Here is a 15,882-nt window from a genome sequence, read left to right as displayed (position 1 = left end):
CTTCAAAGTGAAGAGGGGGTTTTTATATTGATAGAAATGAGGGAGATTCGTGAAATTACTAGATTTATTATCAAAAGGAATTGTAATAGGTGATGGTGCGGTTGGAACGTTATTACATTCACATGGTTTGCAAAGTAGTTTTGAAGAATTGAATGTATCTGATCCAGACCTAATTATATCGATTCATAAACAATATGTAGCTGCTGGTGCAGATGTGATTCAAACAAATACGTATGGAGCAAATGAGGCGAAATTACGTATGTATGGCTTAGAAAATCAAGTTGTTCAAATTAATAAAGCGGCAGTGAAGCTTGCGAAAGCATCTGTTACAAACAGAAATGCAATTTTAGGAACAATCGGTGGTATGAAACATATCGGAGCTGTCACAACGACTGATATGGAGCGAGAATTTATGCTACTTGAACAGGCAGGTGCTTTACTAGAAGAACAGGTTGATGGATTACTATTAGAAACTTTTTACGATGAATTTGAATTACTTCATGCTGTTAAAGTATTGCGTAAGCAAACGAATATTCCGATTGTTGCTCAAGTAGCGTTACATGAAGCAGGTACGACTCAAAATGGAAATGATGTCAATGAAATATTAAAGCAGCTTATAGATTACGGTGCAAATGTTGTTGGATTGAACTGTCAACTAGGGCCACTTCATATGACGGAAGCTTTCAAAATGATATCGATTCCGCAGAATGGCTATTTATCAGCATACCCAAATGCAGGTCTCCCAAATTATGTGGAGGGACGTTACGTATATGAGGGAAGCCCAGCTTATTTCGAAGCGATGACACCAAAATTTATTGAGCAAGGTATTCGGTTATTGGGTGGTTGTTGTGGTACGACTCCAGAACATATTCAAAGTATGAAGCGCGCTGTTGCGAATGTTACACCTGTAATAGAAAAAGACACGATTCAAAGACCGAAAGTAGTTCATACACACGAGAAGCGTTCGAAGGCACAGGTTACTCTTGCGGAAAAGGCAAAAAAACAAACGACAGTTGTAGTGGAATTAGATCCGCCGAAAACGTTAGATACACAGCGGTTTTTTGAAGGAGCAAGAGCGTTAAAAAGAGCGGGAGCAGACGCTATTACTCTAGCAGATAATTCATTAGCATCGCCTCGTGTTTCGAATATGGCAATGGGTGCACTATTAACGAAGCACGATATTCCAGTATTGACACATTTAACGTGTAGAGACCATAACGTCATTGGACTACAATCTCATTTACTAGGTTTATCAGCGTTAGGTATGGAGGAAGTATTAGCTTTAACTGGTGATCCAGCGCGCGTTGGTGATTTTCCGGGAGCAACTTCTGTATATGATCTGTCCTCTATAGAGTTAATTAAAATGATTAAAGAAATGAACGATGGACGTTCCATTTTAGGGAAATCCATTGGACCGGCAACAAGGTTTTCAGTCGGAGGTGCTTTTAATCCTCACGTAAGGCATTTAAAAGCAGCGGTAAAGCGAATGGAACGAAAAATAGATGCTGGGGCTGAATATTTCTTAACACAGCCGATATATGATGTTGCTTTAATAGAAGAAGTATATGAAGCAACAAAACATTTGGAACAACCTATTTTTATTGGAATTATGCCATTAGTAAGTAAGCGGAATGCAGACTTTCTCCATTTTGAGGTGCCGGGTATTACTCTTCCTGAAGAAATAAGAGAGAGAATGGATGGACACGAAATGAAAGAGGCAGCTATCGAGGAAGGGATTCGTATTTCACAAGAGTTGATCGATGCAGCGATGAAATATTTTAACGGTATCTATTTAATTACACCATTTCTAAAATATGAAATTACAGAACATCTTGTTAAATATGTGAGAGAAAAGCAAGAAGTGAAAGAAGGTATTAATTGATGAAGTGTATAGAAGAAAAATTACAAAATAACATTTTAATATTAGACGGTGCAATGGGGACAATGATACAACAAGAGGACTTAACTGCGGAAGATTTCGGAGGAGAAGAGTACGAGGGCTGTAATGAATATTTAGTAGAAACAAGGCCGGATGTTATTTTAAAGATTCATAAAGCTTATATTGAAGCTGGAGCTGACATTATTGAAACAAATACATTTGGGGCGACAAATATCGTATTAAGTGATTATGAGCTGTCTCATTTAGATGAAGAACTAAATGAAAAGGCAGCACGATTAGCGAAACAAGCTGTTAAAGAAAGCGGGAATGAAGTATATGTTGCAGGTGCGATGGGACCGACAACGAAAGCAATTAGTGTTACAGGAGGAGTTACATTTGAAGAACTAATAGAAGCTTATACTAGGCAGGCGAGGGGATTATTAAATGGCGAAGTTGATGTGTTACTCGTTGAGACGAGTCAAGATATGCGTAATGTGAAAGCTGCTTATATTGGAATTCAAGCTGCTTTTGAAGAACTAAATAAAATTGTTCCTATTATGATCTCTGGGACGATTGAGCCGATGGGGACGACTCTGGCTGGGCAAACAATTGAGGCTTTTTACTTATCCGTAGAACATATGAAGCCATTATCTGTTGGATTAAACTGTGCGACTGGTCCGGAGTTTATGAGAGACCATATTCGTTCTTTATCTGATTTATCGGAGTGTTACATTTCTTGTTATCCAAATGCAGGTCTTCCTGATGAAGATGGACATTATCATGAATCGCCATCTTCTCTCGCTGAAAAAGTGAAGCGATTTGCTGAAGAAGGATGGATTAATATTATTGGTGGTTGTTGCGGCACAACACCAGAACATATAAGAGCAATGAAAGAAGCGCTAGCATCTCTTACACCGCGTGAGCAAAATGAACGAGCCGGACATGGAATTAGTGGATTAGAGGCGCTGCAATATGATGAGTCTATGAGACCGTTATTTGTGGGTGAAAGAACGAATGTTATAGGGTCACGTAAATTTAAACGATTAGTGGCAGAAGGTAAATTTGAAGAGGCTGCTGAAGTGGCAAGAGCACAAGTGAAGAAAAATGCTCATATTATTGATATTTGTATGGCAGACCCTGACCGTGATGAAATAGAAGATATGGAAAAATTCTTATCAGAAGTTACAAAAGTGTTAAAAGTACCGATTATGATTGATTCAACAGATGAAAATGTAATGGCGAGAGCACTTACTTATATTCAAGGGAAAGCTGTTATTAACTCTATTAACTTAGAAGATGGAGAAGAGCGTTTTGAAAAGGTAACGCCACTGCTTCGCAAGTATGGTGCCGCAATTGTAGTTGGGACAATTGACGAAGATGGTATGGCAGTAAGTGCTGAAAGAAAACTAGAAATTGCGAAAAGAAGTTATGAATTATTGACGACGAAATATGGTATACGCCCGTCAGATATTATTTTTGATGCACTTGTATTTCCAGTAGGGACAGGTGATGAAGAATACATCGGTTCAGCGGCAGCGACGATAGAAGGAATTCGACTTATTAAAGAAGCGTTACCAGAATGTTTAACGATTTTAGGTGTGAGTAATATATCATTTGGTTTACCACCAGCTGGACGTGAAGTGTTAAATTCTGTCTTTTTATATCATGCAACGAAAGCAGGATTAGATTATGCGATTGTTAATACTGAGAAATTAGAGCGCTATGCGTCAATTCCAGAGGAAGAAAAACGTCTTGCAGATGCATTATTATTTGAAACGACGAAAGAGACGTTAGAAGAATTTACGAATTTTTATCGTGTTGCTAAAAAGAAAGAGGTTGTTGTTCAAGAAACATTAACGCTTGATGAGCGACTAGCCAACTATATTGTAGAAGGTACAAAGCAAGGATTACATGAAGATTTAAGTCTCGCGCTGACAGAGGGAAGAAAACCTTTGGATATTATTAATGGTCCACTTATGACAGGAATGGATGAGGTGGGACGATTATTTAATAATAATGAACTTATAGTTGCTGAAGTATTGCAAAGTGCTGAAAGTATGAAAGCTGCTGTAAGTTATTTGGAGCCGCATATGGAATCTAGCGATAGTGCGAAAAAAGGAAAAGTATTATTAGCGACCGTTAAAGGGGACGTACATGATATTGGGAAAAATCTTGTTGAAATTATTTTATCAAATAATGGATATGAGATTATTAATTTAGGAATTAATGTTCGTTCGGATCGAATCGTTCAAGAAGTGCAAGAAAAAAAACCTGATATTATAGGTCTTTCTGGCTTGCTAGTAAAATCAGCACAACAAATGGTAACAACTGCTGAGGATTTAAAAGCGGCGAATATTGATATTCCAATTGTTGTTGGTGGTGCAGCGTTAACGAGAAAGTTTACAGATAATCGTATTTCTCCATCGTATAAAGGGCTCGTATGTTATGCGAGCGATGCGATGACAGGTCTTGATATTATTAATAAGCTTCAAAAAGAAGAAGAGCGTGAGAAGATGAAACAGGATAAAAAAGAACGTCATCTTCATATCGTAAAAAAAGAAGAGAAGAAAGTGGAAATTCCAGCAGTAATTGAACCATTACCAAAATCAGAGGTTATGGTGCCTGATTCAACAAAACGAATTGTATTACGAGATGTTCCTGTCTCACATCTTGCCCCATTTTTAAATAGACAAATGTTACTTGGACATCACCTTGGATTAAAAGGAAATGTGAAGAAGCTTTTGAAAGAGGGGGATAAAAGAGCGCACGAATTAAATGATTTAATAGACGAATTATTGGTGGAAGGACAATCTTGGTTAAAACCGAAAGCAGTGTATCAATTTTTCCCAGCGCAAAGCGATGGACAAAACATCGTAATATATGATCCAGAAGATCATACGCGCGTAATAGAGCGTTTCACATTTCCTAGACAAGGAAAAGCACCATACCGTACTTTAGGTGATTATTTGCGCCCTATTGGAGATGAGATGGACTATGTCGCTTTCTTATCTGTTACTGTTGGGGAAGGAGTTCGGGATATTGCTGAGGAGTGGAAGGCGAAGGGAGATTATTTACGCAGTCATGCAATTCAATCGTTAGCGCTTGAATTAGCAGAGGGGCTTGCTGAAAAAACACATATGCTCATTCGTGACCGCTGGGGCATTCCAGATTCACCTGAACTGACGATGGAAGAGCGTTTCCGTACGAAATATAGAGGAATACGTGTGTCATTTGGTTATCCAGCATGCCCAGAACTTGCGGATCAAGAAAAATTGTTCCGTCTAATTCATCCAGAGGAAATAGGTATTTCATTAACGGAAGGATTCATGATGGAACCAGAAGCATCAGTAACGGCTATGGTATTTTCTCACCCTGAGGCAAGGTATTTTAGTGTACTATAGTGTAGAAGGGGGAGACGTATGAAGAAAATAGTCTTTACAGGTGGCGGTTCGGCAGGGCATGTAACACCTAATTTAGCCATCATTCCATATTTACAAGAACAGCATTGGGATATCTCTTATATTGGTTCTCATCAAGGGATTGAGAAAGCGATTATAGAAAAAGAGGGCATTCCGTACTATAGTATTGCGAGTGGAAAGCTACGTCGTTATTTTGATTTGAAAAATATAAAAGATCCTTTTCTTGTAATGAAGGGGGTTATGGATGCGTATGTAAGGATTCGAAAACTAAAACCGGATGTAATTTTTTCAAAAGGTGGTTTCGTATCTGTACCAGTCGTAATTGGAGGATGGTTAAATAGAGTGCCAGTTTTATTGCATGAATCCGATATGACACCAGGACTAGCAAACAAAATTGCGCTCCGTTTTGCTTCGAAAATATTTGTTACATTTGAGGAAGCAGCGAAACATTTACCGAAAGAAAAAGTAATATATACGGGAGCTCCTGTACGTGAAGAAGTGCTAAAGGGAAATCGTGAAAAAGGTTTAGCGTTTTTAAGTTTTTCACGTAAAAAGCCGGTTATTACAATTATGGGTGGAAGTTTGGGTGCGAAGAAAATCAATGAAACAGTTCGAGAAGCGTTACCAAAACTTCTTAAAAAGTATCAAATTGTTCACCTTTGCGGAAAAGGTAATCTTGATGAAAGCTTACAAAATAAAGAAGGATATAAACAATTTGAATATATCCATGAGGAGTTACCAGACATATTAGCGGCAACAGATTTTGTTATTTCACGTGCGGGATCCAATGCAATCTTTGAGTTTTTAACATTAGAAAAGCCAATGGTTTTAATTCCCTTATCAAAATTTGCTAGTCGTGGAGATCAAATTTTAAATGCAGAATCCTTCGAAAAACAAGGTTATGCCTCAGTATTGTACGAAGAAGATGTTACTATGAATTCTCTTATAAAGCATGTCGAAGAGTTAGATCAAAATAACGAGGTGTATAAAAGGGCATTAAAGAAATACAATGGAGAAGAAGCGATTAAAACTATTATTAAACATATTTCAGAGGCATGATTATACAATCATGTCTTTTTTAATAGGATGAAAGATTCCAAGAATTGATATTTTTATGTTACAATAACAAATGGTTAGTAGGGAAATTCCAATTGATTAAGCGTGAAAATACGAATGGATTAGGAGTGACTGTGTTGGAGCTAAGTCTCTATGAAAATACTGCACTTATTATATGCTTTGTGTTGTACGTTGGTAGTGTGATTGTTTATATTTCAAGGAAATTTTCGCAAGAACGAGAGCTTGAAAAATCAGAAATAACAGCAGAACTAGAAATGTTAGCTGATGAAAGTTATAAAAAACAAAAAATAAAAGAAGACCATGAAGCAACCCATCATTTAAACGCAAATAAGTTCTAAAGATGGGGATTTTTTTTGATGTCGTTCTTTATTATATCTATAGCAAGTAACGCTAAAAGGAGTTTCCCCATACATATTTAAAGGATGAACATAAATGAAATTTTATATAGCATCGGGATTTCAAAATAAACACATTGTTCGTTTTGTATCAGGCCAGTTAAAAGAAGCAGGATGGCACCATACATATGATTGGACAAAAAACGAAAGAGCAGTTAATCAAGAACAATTAAGAGAAATTGGTGAGGCGGAAAAGAATGCTATAAAGGAAGCCGATGTCTTTTTACTTATATTAGATGGTGGAAATGGAAGTCATACAGAGTTTGGAATGGCCATTGCACTAGAGAAAAAAATATATATGTATCATGAAGGAAATTCGCTGCAAACAACATTTTACCATTTGCCAGAAGTACATATTTTTGAAGGGAATGCAGAAAAGTTTGTAGCTCACGTTATGAATAATGTGGATGTTTAAAAGGTTATAAAGATAATCTTTTGGGTACAGTGATGATAAGGAAAGTATATAAAGGAGCTATATAATATGAAATTAGAAAATGGTTGGGAAACAAGTTTTTTAGAAGTGGTACAAAAGAGTGAATTTAAGAAAGATGCGCTTCTTAGTCAATTGCTTTTTGCAGATAGTGAAGAAGTAGAAGAGCTTACTGATGATTACGGATATGAAGAGATTATTGAACGCGAACATGATGATGAATTAGCAGAAGTTTTAGGCGAAGAACTATTCAGTGAGATGGAGCGATACGTATTCTTATCTTCACAACCAGAAGAGAAACTGATTTTATTCGTAAATGGATTAGGTTTTCATGTGTTAGATTGGATCGTGCTTCTTGAAACAGAATTTGGTGTTGATAGTGCAAACTTTACATCAGATGCTGTGAAGATGTTAGAAAAGCGTTTCAGACAGTTTCCATACATAGAGGATAAGACGATTTTTGATATGACGTTTGGAGAAGCGATGGATGTATTAGAATCCATTACAGGATTACAACTGAAGGAAAAGATGAACGTATAATGAAAAAAGAACGTGAGGATATCACGTTCTTTTTTTTACATAATAATAATTTTATCATCTAGTTTTGTCTGCCCAGTAAGAAGTGCGTTTAAATATTCCACTTTTCTTATACAAGCTTGTATATGTCTTTCAACCTCTTGTAACTCTGCTTGATGATGTGTTTCAATTGGATGAATTTGTACGTTAAATTTTTCAAATTGACTACTATATGTTATTTCTGCATAGCCGCTCATAATATCCGTTTCGTTATAAAATAAAAATTGTTTCGTTTTGTCACAGAATGATACATCCTGAAAGCCATATACTTTTAATGCGTCAATTACTTTTTTTATTATTTTTGTATTCATTTTTTAACCCTCTTTACGAAGTTCTACTTTTATATTATAACATAAAAAATTACATAGAAAGCGCTTCCAAGTGTATTTTATTATAAACTTTACGTTTCAATCATAAAAATGAAACAAAGAAAAAATAATTGTAAAGAAGGAAGGACTCTTTTATTGTTTCGTCATATATATAGAGAAATAGTGCAATGAAAGGAAATTTTCCGAGGTGGAGATTGTATTTCCAATTTGAGCGCAGTAAAAGAGGTGAGAATCTTGAACTTTGATATTGTAGGGCAAAAAGCATATATAAAAGATGGACCGCATCGGAACCGAATTGGAATTGTAAAGAAAAACGAAGAACAATTAAAACCACACTTCGCTATTATAATTGGAGAACAAAGTATTGATGTCGAGCTAAAGGATATCGTGTTAGTTGGAGTGGACGTAGGACAATTTCATAAATGGTGCGAGCAGAATGGTTATTTGTGAAAAGGACGGGCTGTGAGATAATGAAATATATTTGAGAAAAGAGAATATGTTATTGTATTCTCTTTTTCTATGTGTAAGGAGACGGAAATGAAGTATAAAGAACGAGATTTTACATTGGAATTGAAAGAGAAAATTCAATGTATGGAAAAGGAGATAGAGCGAATATCACTTAAACTTTTTAGAGAGTATGCGCATTTATATATTGAGAAAAGTATGGAATTAGACATTGGATTCGAAAGAAAAAAAGAGGATCCCTTTGAAACGGGGTATTATTCATCAGTTTCTATGGCGATAGTAAATGAAGAAGGTGAGATGATTGACTTTTATATCATTCCAATTTGGAAATGTGAAAATATCCTTTTAGGAATGCTAACTCAATCAAGAATTTGGGGGAGTAAGAAAGTAGGAGAACTTGTTGATTATTCTTATTATGAGATTGAGGAGGAGTTAAAAGAGCAACTAGAAGAATGCTTGGAGTGATACTTTTCAAGATGGGATGTAAAAAAAGACGCTAACAGTTTTATGTTAGCGTCTTTTTCTTATTATGAAGCAATTTCACCAGTTTTTGTATCATCTTGATTGTACGTATCTTGATCTAATTCACCAAGCCATTTACTAGAAATAAGACCTGCTGTCATAGAACCACTTACGTTAAGAGCTGTACGGCCCATATCGATTAATGGTTCAACCGAGATAACAAGAGCGACAATGCCAATTGGTAAGTTCATTGTAGATAGTACGATTAATGCTGCGAATGTTGCACCGCCACCAACACCGGCAACACCGAATGAGCTAATAGCAACGACAGCGATTAAAGTTAAAATAAATTGTGGTTGTAACGGATCAATTCCTACAGTTGGAGCGACCATCATTGCAAGCATTGCTGGATAAATACCTGCGCAACCGTTTTGACCGATAGATACTCCGAATGAAGCTGCGAAGTTTGCAATCCCTTCGGAAATACCAAGCTTTTCTTTTTGCGCTTCAATATTTAATGGCATTGCACCAGCACTAGAGCGAGATGTGAATGCAAATGTTAATACAGGGAATACCTTTTTCAAATATTGAATTGGATTTAAACCAGATAGAGCGATTAATAATAAGTGAATAACGAACATTACGATAAGTGCTACGTAAGACGCTAACACGAAGTTACCAAGTTTTAAAATAGCATTTATATCGCTACCAGCAACTGTTTTTGCCATAAGAGCTAATACGCCGTATGGAGTAAGGCGTAAAATTAATGTTACCATACGCATTACGATTGCATATACAGCATCAAGCATCTTCTTAAATAACTCTGCTTGTTCTGGATATTTTCGTTTTACACCTATAAAGGCAATGCCGATAAAGGCTGCAAATATTACGACAGAAATTGTTGATGTTGGACGAGCACCTGTTAAATCAAGAAATGGATTTGTAGGTAATAGCTCTAATAATTTGTCTGGAATTGTTGTCTTTTCAATAGAAGTAAATCTTTCTTCAACTAGTTTCAGACGAGCAGATTCTGCATCACCTTGTTGTAGGCCTGTTGCTGATACATCAAATCCTGCACTTGCAGCGATTCCGACAGCTGCAGCAATTCCTGTAGTAAGAATTAAAATTCCGATAATAAGGCCACTGATTTTACCAAGATTTTTCGTTAATTGTAATTTTGTAAAGGCTGAAATAATAGATACTAAAATAAGTGGCATAACGATCATTTGAAGCAATTTCACATAACCGTTACCGATTAAGCCAAACCAAGTATTTGATTCAATAATTACTTTAGAAGTAGGCTCATAAATAAATTGTAATATAAGACCAAATAAAATTCCGACTCCTAAAGCAGTAAATACACGTTTATTAAAAGATACATGCTTACGTTGCATATAATATAATACGCCGACTAAAATGAGCATGACTGCAACGTTAATTCCGACAAGCAGTGTATTCATGTTGATTCCCCCTAATTCCAATCTGTTATATAGAATATAAATTAATAAAACCTATAAGTCAACTAGGAAATTCCGCGATTAAAAAAAAGATGGCAAATTGCCATCTTTTAATGTCCAGCCCCAGGGACAAGTAAAAACGTCGTGTAGTATGTAAATCCTATGAAGAAAACAGTTAAGTAGGCCCCAAATACGTATATATACATACGCTCTGTTAATTTTAAATAACTTAAAAGTACGAAGAAACCTGTTTGTCCTAAAAATAGTAGTGCAGCCTGTTGCATATCCCCTACGTAAAACATAACCGAGAAAATTCCAGTCCAAAAGCCGAGAACGCGAAACATGCGCTCCATGCCATCTCCCTCCTTTTCTAGAAAAAGTAAACCTCTCCTCATTATAGTTTATTTTTCTTACTATTGTAAATATTCGTTCATATAAAAAGAAGCCAATTATAATTGGCTTCTTTTTATATGAGAAATTAAATTGTTAATTTATAATTACAAGATTTACATCCATCTAGTAGACTATCATTTCGTGTTAATTCCATGTTAGGGAATAGGATTTCAAAAATCCCTTTCATCATATCCCCATGCATATTACAAATTTCAGCTGGGTGATGAACAGCAACTTCTTTAAATGGACAATTGTGTACATCATAGAAAATTTTTGTTCCATCTGCACTTAATTCAAATGCAGGTGATAAACCAGCTGTTGAGAAAGCTTCTTTTGCAATTTGAACTTTTTGTTCTACTGTTAAGTCTTCTTCACTCACATTTAAGCGGTGCATATGTTGTTGCATTAATTCTGCTCCGAATTGTTTTCCTGTTTCGTATAGCGCTTTTTCACCAGCAGCTCCAAGGCTAAGGAGAGAATTGAACGCTATTTTTGCTAATAATTGATAATCACGGAATGGAAATTGCAATTGGATAACATCATCAGATAATACATATAATCTGCTTGGTCTTCCACCCTTTCCAGTTTTCTTTGTTTCAGATTTAAGCATATGAACATCTTCTAACTTAGATAAATGTAAGCGTGCTACGTTTGGATGAATGTCAAACTCATCTGCAATTTCTTGTACAGTTACGTAACTATGTTTTTGAGAAATATATTTATAAATGTAATAACGAGTTGGGTCAGATAATACACCTGTAATTTTTAAAGCTTGTTCCATTAGGATCTCCACCTTTATCACTTTATCCAAGATAATAACATTATAATACAGATAAACTTCCATATAGGTAATTTCAGACAATAATTCGGAAATTGTTCATAATTTCACAAACATAATTTTCCTTTTTATTCTGATGAAAATACAAAAGTCCCAATTTTTATTGTGCATTTTTTCATGCTATATACATAGTGAGGAGGGAAAATGATGAATGGAATTGAAATTTTTGCGAATACAATTTTGAAAGAAGCGTGTAGGGTACAAGCATCGGACTTACATATTGTGCCCCGGCAGAAGGATGTAGCGGTTCAGCTACGTATAGGAAAAGATTTAATTACGAAACAATGTATTGAAAAGGAGTTTGGAGAAAAACTTGTTTCGCACTTTAAATTTTTGGCATCCATGGATATAGGAGAGAGGCGGAAGCCACAAAATGGTTCATTGTATTTACAAATTGATGGACAAGAAGTGTATTTACGTCTTTCAACACTTCCGACTGTATATCGAGAAAGTCTCGTGATTCGCCTTCATTTACAAGCATCTGTGCAGCCGTTATCTCATCTTTCGTTATTTCCAAGTACGGCGGAAAAACTCCTCTCTTTTTTACGTTATTCACACGGTCTACTCGTATTTACTGGACCGACTGGTTCTGGGAAGACAACGACAATGTATGCATTATTAGAGGTAATTAGAAAAAGGAAAACACGTCGAATTGTAACACTTGAAGACCCAGTTGAAAAAAGAAAAGACGATTTATTACAAATTCAAATAAATGAAAAAGCAGGTATCACATATGAGGCTGGACTAAAGGCTATTTTACGCCATGATCCAGATATTATATTAGTTGGTGAAATCCGAGATGAAGAAACAGCAAAAATAGCTGTAAGAGCAAGTTTAACTGGACATTTAGTAATGACGACCCTGCATACGAATGATGCGAAAGGAGCGATACTCAGATTTATGGATTATGGCATAACGAGGCAAGAAATTGAACAATCTTTATTGGCTGTAGCTGCACAGCGACTTGTTGAATTAAAGTGTCCATTTTGCAGAGGAAAGTGCTTAATTTTATGTAAATCAATGCGGCAAGTAAGACAAGCAAGCGTTTACGAGTTGTTAGATGGATATGATTTGCAACAAGCGATTAAAGAAGCGAACGGAGAATGTGTTACGTACAAACATGAAACATTAGAATCTTCGATACGAAAAGGGTATGCTTTAGGATTTTTAGAAGAAGATGTTTATGTTTAAGAAAACATGGAGTTTAAGTGAGCAATTAGTATTGTTGAAACGATTAGGAGAACTATTAGAAAAAGGATACTCCCTTTTGCAGGCACTAGAATTTTTACGGTTTCAATTACCCATAGAAAAGAAAGTACAATTACAGCATATGATTGAGGGATTAAAAGAGGGGAGAAGTCTACACGATTCGTTTCATCAATTAATGTTTCATCAGGAGATGTTAAGTTATTTATTTTATGCTGAGAAACATGGTGATATTTCTTTTGCATTGCAACAAGGGAGCGCACTTCTTTATAAGAAGGATAAGTATAGGAAAGATATGATGAAAATAATGCAGTATCCTATGTTATTAGCATTCTTTTTAATGATTATGCTTGCTGTTTTCAATCTCTTCTTATTACCGCAAGTTGAAATGGTGTATAGTTCATTTGGTTCTACAGCGCCGCTATTTACAGAACAAATTTTAAGTGCAATTAAACGAATACCTTACATTATTTTTAGCGGTATTCTTATCTTTATTATTGGATGTAGCGTATATTTGTTTTATTTTCGGAAACTCCCACATATTGAACAGGTAAAAATCATGCTTCGTATTCCTCTCATAAAAGTATTTCTTATTTTAAAGCATTCGCATTATTTCTCCACTCAATTGAGTGGTTTATTGTACGGCGGACTATCGGTGCTCGAAGCACTCACAATAATGATGGAGCAAAAATATAATCGATTTTTTCAGTATGAAGCGGCCCGAATTGAACGGCAATTAATTGCAGGAGAATCGTTACAATCTATCATTGCTAAAAGTGGTTATTACGAAAAAGAACTTTCTTATATTATTACGCATGGACAAGCAAACGGTAATTTGGCAGTTGAATTAGAGGACTATAGCGATCTTGTTATAGAAAAGATGGAACAAAAAATGAAACGTATGTTAGTTATCATTCAACCGATTTTATTTACATGCATTGGAGGAATAGTTGTTCTTATGTATTTAGCGATGATTATGCCGATGTTTCAAATGATGAATTCCATTTAGGAGGCATTTACATGCAGAATGAGGAAGGATTTACTTTGTTAGAGATGTTATTAGTTATGGTTGTTATAACTGTATTATTACTATTAATTATTCCGAATGTAGTGAAGCAGCGCTCATCAGTTCAAGGAAAAGGATGCGCAGCCTATGTGAAATCTATAGAAGCGCAAATACAGATATATCAATTACAGCATAATAAAATTCCTTCGTTAAAAGAGCTAAGTGACGAAAAATATATTACAACTCATAAGTGTCCGAATGGTGAATCTATTCATATTTCAGATGATGGCACAGTATCAATCGGGACATTGTGAAACAAAAAGGATTTACTCTTTTAGAAATGTTGCTCGTTTTATTTGTAATTTCTGTCTTAAGTATGATTACGTATTTTAATGTTCATTCATTATATGAAAAACAAAAAGTTGAACAATTTTTGAGCCAATTTTCAAATGATATTTTGTATATGCAACAATTAGCGATAAATCGTCAGAAATACTATACGCTACGGTGGTATAAAGAGAAAAACACGTATTACATTGAGGAGTCAGGTACGAATCATTTTATTGTGTCGAGAGACTATGATAACGATATACAAATTGATTTGCATACATTTCCAAATCCGATGACATATAATCCGAGCGGAAATATTAATAGAGGTGGTACAATTTTACTTTCGTATCGAAGTTATAAATATGAGATTGTATTTCAGCTCGGGAGAGGGAGATTTACGTATCGTGAAATATCAAAAAGGATCCATAATGGCTGAAATGCTTGTATCGTTAAGCATACTAATGATGGCGGTATCGGTACTGCTGCCGCAAACAGTATTGGTCATGCAAGAAAGAAAAAATATACAACTCCGCTATAAGGCATTCGTATTATTAAAAAAAGAAGCAGCTTTATATATGTATGAGAATGAGGAAGTGCGAGTAAAAGAAAAAATTATAAACGAACTTGTATATTACACATATTGGGGAGGAAGTGAAGTGTGTACTATGTGGAAAGATGTGAAGGGAAGAATGATGGAACAATGTTTTTATGTGGGAGGAAAAATAAATTAGAAGTTGGATTTACATTAATAGAAATGATCGTATGTTTGTTTCTAGTATCCCTGTTCTTTTTACTTTTACCGAGTCTTCATTTTATCGGAATGGAGAATAAACACTCAAAAGGATTAAATGAGTGGGAGTGGGATGTGTTTTTAGGCCAAGTACAACTGGAGTTTCGTGAGGTATCGTTTGGGGAACATATAATGGCCCTTGAAAATAAAGGTAGTATTTTACGCTTCCGTTTGCGTAATGGGGATGAAGTGATATATGAAAAAGTGAATAATCATCTTATAAGAAAAGTGAATATGCGTGGAAGGGAAGTTATATTACAAAAGGTTGGCAATGTTTTGTACAAACTAACACCTCATGTGCTCTTTATAAATATGAAAGATACTAGTGGGAAAATACATGAAGGTGTAGTTGTAAGATATAGCGAAATGGAAATAAAGGAATGAAAAAACAAGATGGATTTACAATGCCAGCAACAATCATTTTTTTAATTTTATTAACCTCTTTTTTTGTATACGAAACGAATATGTTGCTTTCTGATAAAAAATTTTATACTGAAATAGAGCAAAAATTTTTAGTGGAAGAGTTGATTAATCGAGCTATTGCAGATATAAAAGTAGACTTACAGAAAACAGAAAGAGATGGTACCTTTTTCTTTCCATATACAAAGGGGAAAGTGAGTGGAAAGTACGAATTTGAAAATGATATGATTCTCGTTTCTTTGCAGTGCGAGACAAAACAAAGAATTTTCTATACGGTGAGCTTTCGGTATAGAAAAAATGATGAGAAAATATTTGATTGGATAGAAGGATGACAGGTAAAGTATGCTGAGTAAAACCATGAATTTCCATTGTGAAGAGCTTCAATTTCTTTTGGGAAATGGATAAATATA

General features: G+C 35.3%; 19 protein-coding genes. 15 read left to right on the top strand and 4 right to left on the bottom strand.

Features of this window, described 5'->3' with window-relative positions:
- Nucleotides 1-49 precede the first annotated feature (49 nt).
- The 6 genes from ACS2MN_RS14880 to ACS2MN_RS14855 all read left to right on the top strand — a co-directional run bounded on the left by ACS2MN_RS14880 (nt 50) and on the right by ACS2MN_RS14855 (nt 7,740).
- Complete coding sequence (locus tag ACS2MN_RS14880; protein WP_088055278.1) at nt 50-1,882, top strand: bifunctional homocysteine S-methyltransferase/methylenetetrahydrofolate reductase; 1,833 nt, start codon at nt 50-52, stop codon at nt 1,880-1,882.
- Nucleotides 1,882-5,280, top strand: coding sequence for a methionine synthase (gene metH, locus ACS2MN_RS14875; protein ID WP_000649705.1), 3,399 nt, complete (start codon nt 1,882-1,884; stop codon nt 5,278-5,280). The genes ACS2MN_RS14880 and metH overlap by 1 nt, the downstream gene beginning before the upstream one ends.
- Before the next feature lie 18 nt (nt 5,281-5,298).
- On the top strand, nt 5,299-6,357 hold the full coding sequence (locus ACS2MN_RS14870; RefSeq protein ID WP_000724784.1) for an undecaprenyldiphospho-muramoylpentapeptide beta-N-acetylglucosaminyltransferase: 1,059 nt from the start codon (nt 5,299-5,301) through the stop codon (nt 6,355-6,357).
- Between the two features lie 95 nt (nt 6,358-6,452).
- On the top strand, nt 6,453-6,713 hold the full coding sequence (locus ACS2MN_RS14865) for a DUF3966 domain-containing protein (RefSeq protein ID WP_079519680.1): 261 nt from the start codon (nt 6,453-6,455) through the stop codon (nt 6,711-6,713).
- A gap of 94 nt (nt 6,714-6,807) precedes the next feature.
- Nucleotides 6,808-7,185 (top strand): nucleoside 2-deoxyribosyltransferase, encoded by a 378-nt coding sequence (locus tag ACS2MN_RS14860; protein WP_000675237.1) that lies wholly within the window; start codon nt 6,808-6,810, stop codon nt 7,183-7,185.
- Between the two features lie 66 nt (nt 7,186-7,251).
- Nucleotides 7,252-7,740 carry a hypothetical protein gene (locus ACS2MN_RS14855; RefSeq protein WP_000764241.1) on the top strand — a complete coding sequence of 163 codons (489 nt, stop codon included), beginning with the start codon at nt 7,252-7,254 and terminating at the stop codon, nt 7,738-7,740.
- A 35-nt stretch (nt 7,741-7,775) separates the two neighbouring features.
- Here ACS2MN_RS14855 and ACS2MN_RS14850 read toward each other — a convergent pair whose 3' ends face one another.
- Nucleotides 7,776-8,087, bottom strand: coding sequence for a hypothetical protein (locus ACS2MN_RS14850; protein ID WP_001092835.1), 312 nt, complete (start codon nt 8,085-8,087; stop codon nt 7,776-7,778).
- 252 nt (nt 8,088-8,339) lie between these two features.
- Between ACS2MN_RS14850 and ACS2MN_RS14845 the strand changes: the two genes are divergently transcribed.
- Both ACS2MN_RS14845 and ACS2MN_RS14840 read left to right on the top strand, forming a co-directional pair.
- The gene (locus ACS2MN_RS14845; RefSeq protein WP_001008324.1) at nt 8,340-8,555 is read left to right on the top strand and encodes a DUF3912 family protein; all 216 of its coding nucleotides are present in this window, start codon (nt 8,340-8,342) and stop codon (nt 8,553-8,555) included.
- A gap of 87 nt (nt 8,556-8,642) precedes the next feature.
- A complete protein-coding gene (locus ACS2MN_RS14840) occupies nt 8,643-9,035 on the top strand; it encodes a hypothetical protein (RefSeq protein ID WP_346994369.1) in 393 nt (130 codons plus the stop codon).
- Nucleotides 9,036-9,097: 62 nt separating this feature from the next.
- On the opposite strand, the gene ACS2MN_RS14835 is transcribed toward ACS2MN_RS14840, so the two are convergent.
- The 3 genes from ACS2MN_RS14835 to ACS2MN_RS14825 form a co-directional block, all read right to left on the bottom strand.
- A complete protein-coding gene (locus ACS2MN_RS14835; RefSeq protein ID WP_001094345.1) occupies nt 9,098-10,492 on the bottom strand; it encodes an L-cystine transporter in 1,395 nt (464 codons plus the stop codon).
- Between the two features lie 107 nt (nt 10,493-10,599).
- On the bottom strand, nt 10,600-10,842 hold the full coding sequence (locus ACS2MN_RS14830) for a DUF2626 domain-containing protein (RefSeq protein WP_000440717.1): 243 nt from the start codon (nt 10,840-10,842) through the stop codon (nt 10,600-10,602).
- A 125-nt stretch (nt 10,843-10,967) separates the two neighbouring features.
- Nucleotides 10,968-11,663, bottom strand: a complete 696-nt coding sequence (locus ACS2MN_RS14825) for a helix-turn-helix transcriptional regulator (RefSeq protein ID WP_000434113.1) — start codon at nt 11,661-11,663, stop codon at nt 10,968-10,970.
- Between the two features lie 204 nt (nt 11,664-11,867).
- Between ACS2MN_RS14825 and comGA the strand changes: the two genes are divergently transcribed.
- From comGA to comGG, 7 genes are read left to right on the top strand one after another with little or no spacing between them, the layout of a single operon-like run.
- Complete coding sequence (gene comGA, locus ACS2MN_RS14820; protein ID WP_346994367.1) at nt 11,868-12,911, top strand: competence type IV pilus ATPase ComGA; 1,044 nt, start codon at nt 11,868-11,870, stop codon at nt 12,909-12,911.
- The gene (gene comGB / locus ACS2MN_RS14815; protein WP_043322361.1) at nt 12,898-13,935 is read left to right on the top strand and encodes a competence type IV pilus assembly protein ComGB; all 1,038 of its coding nucleotides are present in this window, start codon (nt 12,898-12,900) and stop codon (nt 13,933-13,935) included. The genes comGA and comGB overlap by 14 nt, the downstream gene beginning before the upstream one ends.
- 11 nt (nt 13,936-13,946) lie before the next feature.
- On the top strand, nt 13,947-14,246 hold the full coding sequence (gene comGC, locus ACS2MN_RS14810) for a competence type IV pilus major pilin ComGC (RefSeq protein ID WP_346994365.1): 300 nt from the start codon (nt 13,947-13,949) through the stop codon (nt 14,244-14,246).
- Nucleotides 14,243-14,698, top strand: a complete 456-nt coding sequence (gene comGD, locus ACS2MN_RS14805) for a competence type IV pilus minor pilin ComGD (protein ID WP_000810402.1) — start codon at nt 14,243-14,245, stop codon at nt 14,696-14,698. The genes comGC and comGD overlap by 4 nt, the downstream gene beginning before the upstream one ends.
- Nucleotides 14,691-14,993 (top strand): hypothetical protein, encoded by a 303-nt coding sequence (locus tag ACS2MN_RS14800; protein ID WP_000829526.1) that lies wholly within the window; start codon nt 14,691-14,693, stop codon nt 14,991-14,993. Before comGD ends, ACS2MN_RS14800 begins: the two co-directional genes overlap by 8 nt.
- Complete coding sequence (gene comGF / locus ACS2MN_RS14795; protein ID WP_438894715.1) at nt 14,963-15,436, top strand: competence type IV pilus minor pilin ComGF; 474 nt, start codon at nt 14,963-14,965, stop codon at nt 15,434-15,436. The genes ACS2MN_RS14800 and comGF overlap by 31 nt, the downstream gene beginning before the upstream one ends.
- Nucleotides 15,433-15,804 (top strand): competence type IV pilus minor pilin ComGG, encoded by a 372-nt coding sequence (gene comGG / locus ACS2MN_RS14790; protein ID WP_000743703.1) that lies wholly within the window; start codon nt 15,433-15,435, stop codon nt 15,802-15,804. Before comGF ends, comGG begins: the two co-directional genes overlap by 4 nt.
- Nucleotides 15,805-15,882: the final 78 nt, after the last annotated feature.

It is taken from the genome of Bacillus cereus group sp. BceL062 (genome assembly GCF_051780025.1).
Taxonomy (GTDB): domain Bacteria; phylum Bacillota; class Bacilli; order Bacillales; family Bacillaceae_G; genus Bacillus_A; species Bacillus_A toyonensis.
Note: the sequence above shows the minus strand (reverse complement) of the source record. Positions and strands in the feature narration are given on the sequence as shown.

Excerpts from the sequence above, each read along its gene's own strand:
- ACS2MN_RS14835 (WP_001094345.1), bottom strand. The coding sequence starts at position 10,492 with ATGAATACACTGCTTGTCGGAATTAACGTTGCAGTCATGCTCATTTTA.
- comGB (WP_043322361.1), top strand. The coding sequence starts at position 12,898 with ATGTTTATGTTTAAGAAAACATGGAGTTTAAGTGAGCAATTAGTATTG.
- ACS2MN_RS14870 (WP_000724784.1), top strand. The coding sequence starts at position 5,299 with ATGAAGAAAATAGTCTTTACAGGTGGCGGTTCGGCAGGGCATGTAACA.
- comGC (WP_346994365.1), top strand. The coding sequence starts at position 13,947 with ATGCAGAATGAGGAAGGATTTACTTTGTTAGAGATGTTATTAGTTATG.
- metH (WP_000649705.1), top strand. The coding sequence starts at position 1,882 with ATGAAGTGTATAGAAGAAAAATTACAAAATAACATTTTAATATTAGAC.
- comGF (WP_438894715.1), top strand. The coding sequence starts at position 14,963 with ATGTTTTTATGTGGGAGGAAAAATAAATTAGAAGTTGGATTTACATTA.
- comGA (WP_346994367.1), top strand. The coding sequence starts at position 11,868 with ATGAATGGAATTGAAATTTTTGCGAATACAATTTTGAAAGAAGCGTGT.
- ACS2MN_RS14800 (WP_000829526.1), top strand. The coding sequence starts at position 14,691 with ATGGCTGAAATGCTTGTATCGTTAAGCATACTAATGATGGCGGTATCG.
- ACS2MN_RS14855 (WP_000764241.1), top strand. The coding sequence starts at position 7,252 with ATGAAATTAGAAAATGGTTGGGAAACAAGTTTTTTAGAAGTGGTACAA.
- ACS2MN_RS14840 (WP_346994369.1), top strand. The coding sequence starts at position 8,643 with ATGAAGTATAAAGAACGAGATTTTACATTGGAATTGAAAGAGAAAATT.
- ACS2MN_RS14825 (WP_000434113.1), bottom strand. The coding sequence starts at position 11,663 with ATGGAACAAGCTTTAAAAATTACAGGTGTATTATCTGACCCAACTCGT.
- comGG (WP_000743703.1), top strand. The coding sequence starts at position 15,433 with ATGAAAAAACAAGATGGATTTACAATGCCAGCAACAATCATTTTTTTA.
- ACS2MN_RS14860 (WP_000675237.1), top strand. The coding sequence starts at position 6,808 with ATGAAATTTTATATAGCATCGGGATTTCAAAATAAACACATTGTTCGT.
- ACS2MN_RS14850 (WP_001092835.1), bottom strand. The coding sequence starts at position 8,087 with ATGAATACAAAAATAATAAAAAAAGTAATTGACGCATTAAAAGTATAT.
- ACS2MN_RS14830 (WP_000440717.1), bottom strand. The coding sequence starts at position 10,842 with ATGGAGCGCATGTTTCGCGTTCTCGGCTTTTGGACTGGAATTTTCTCG.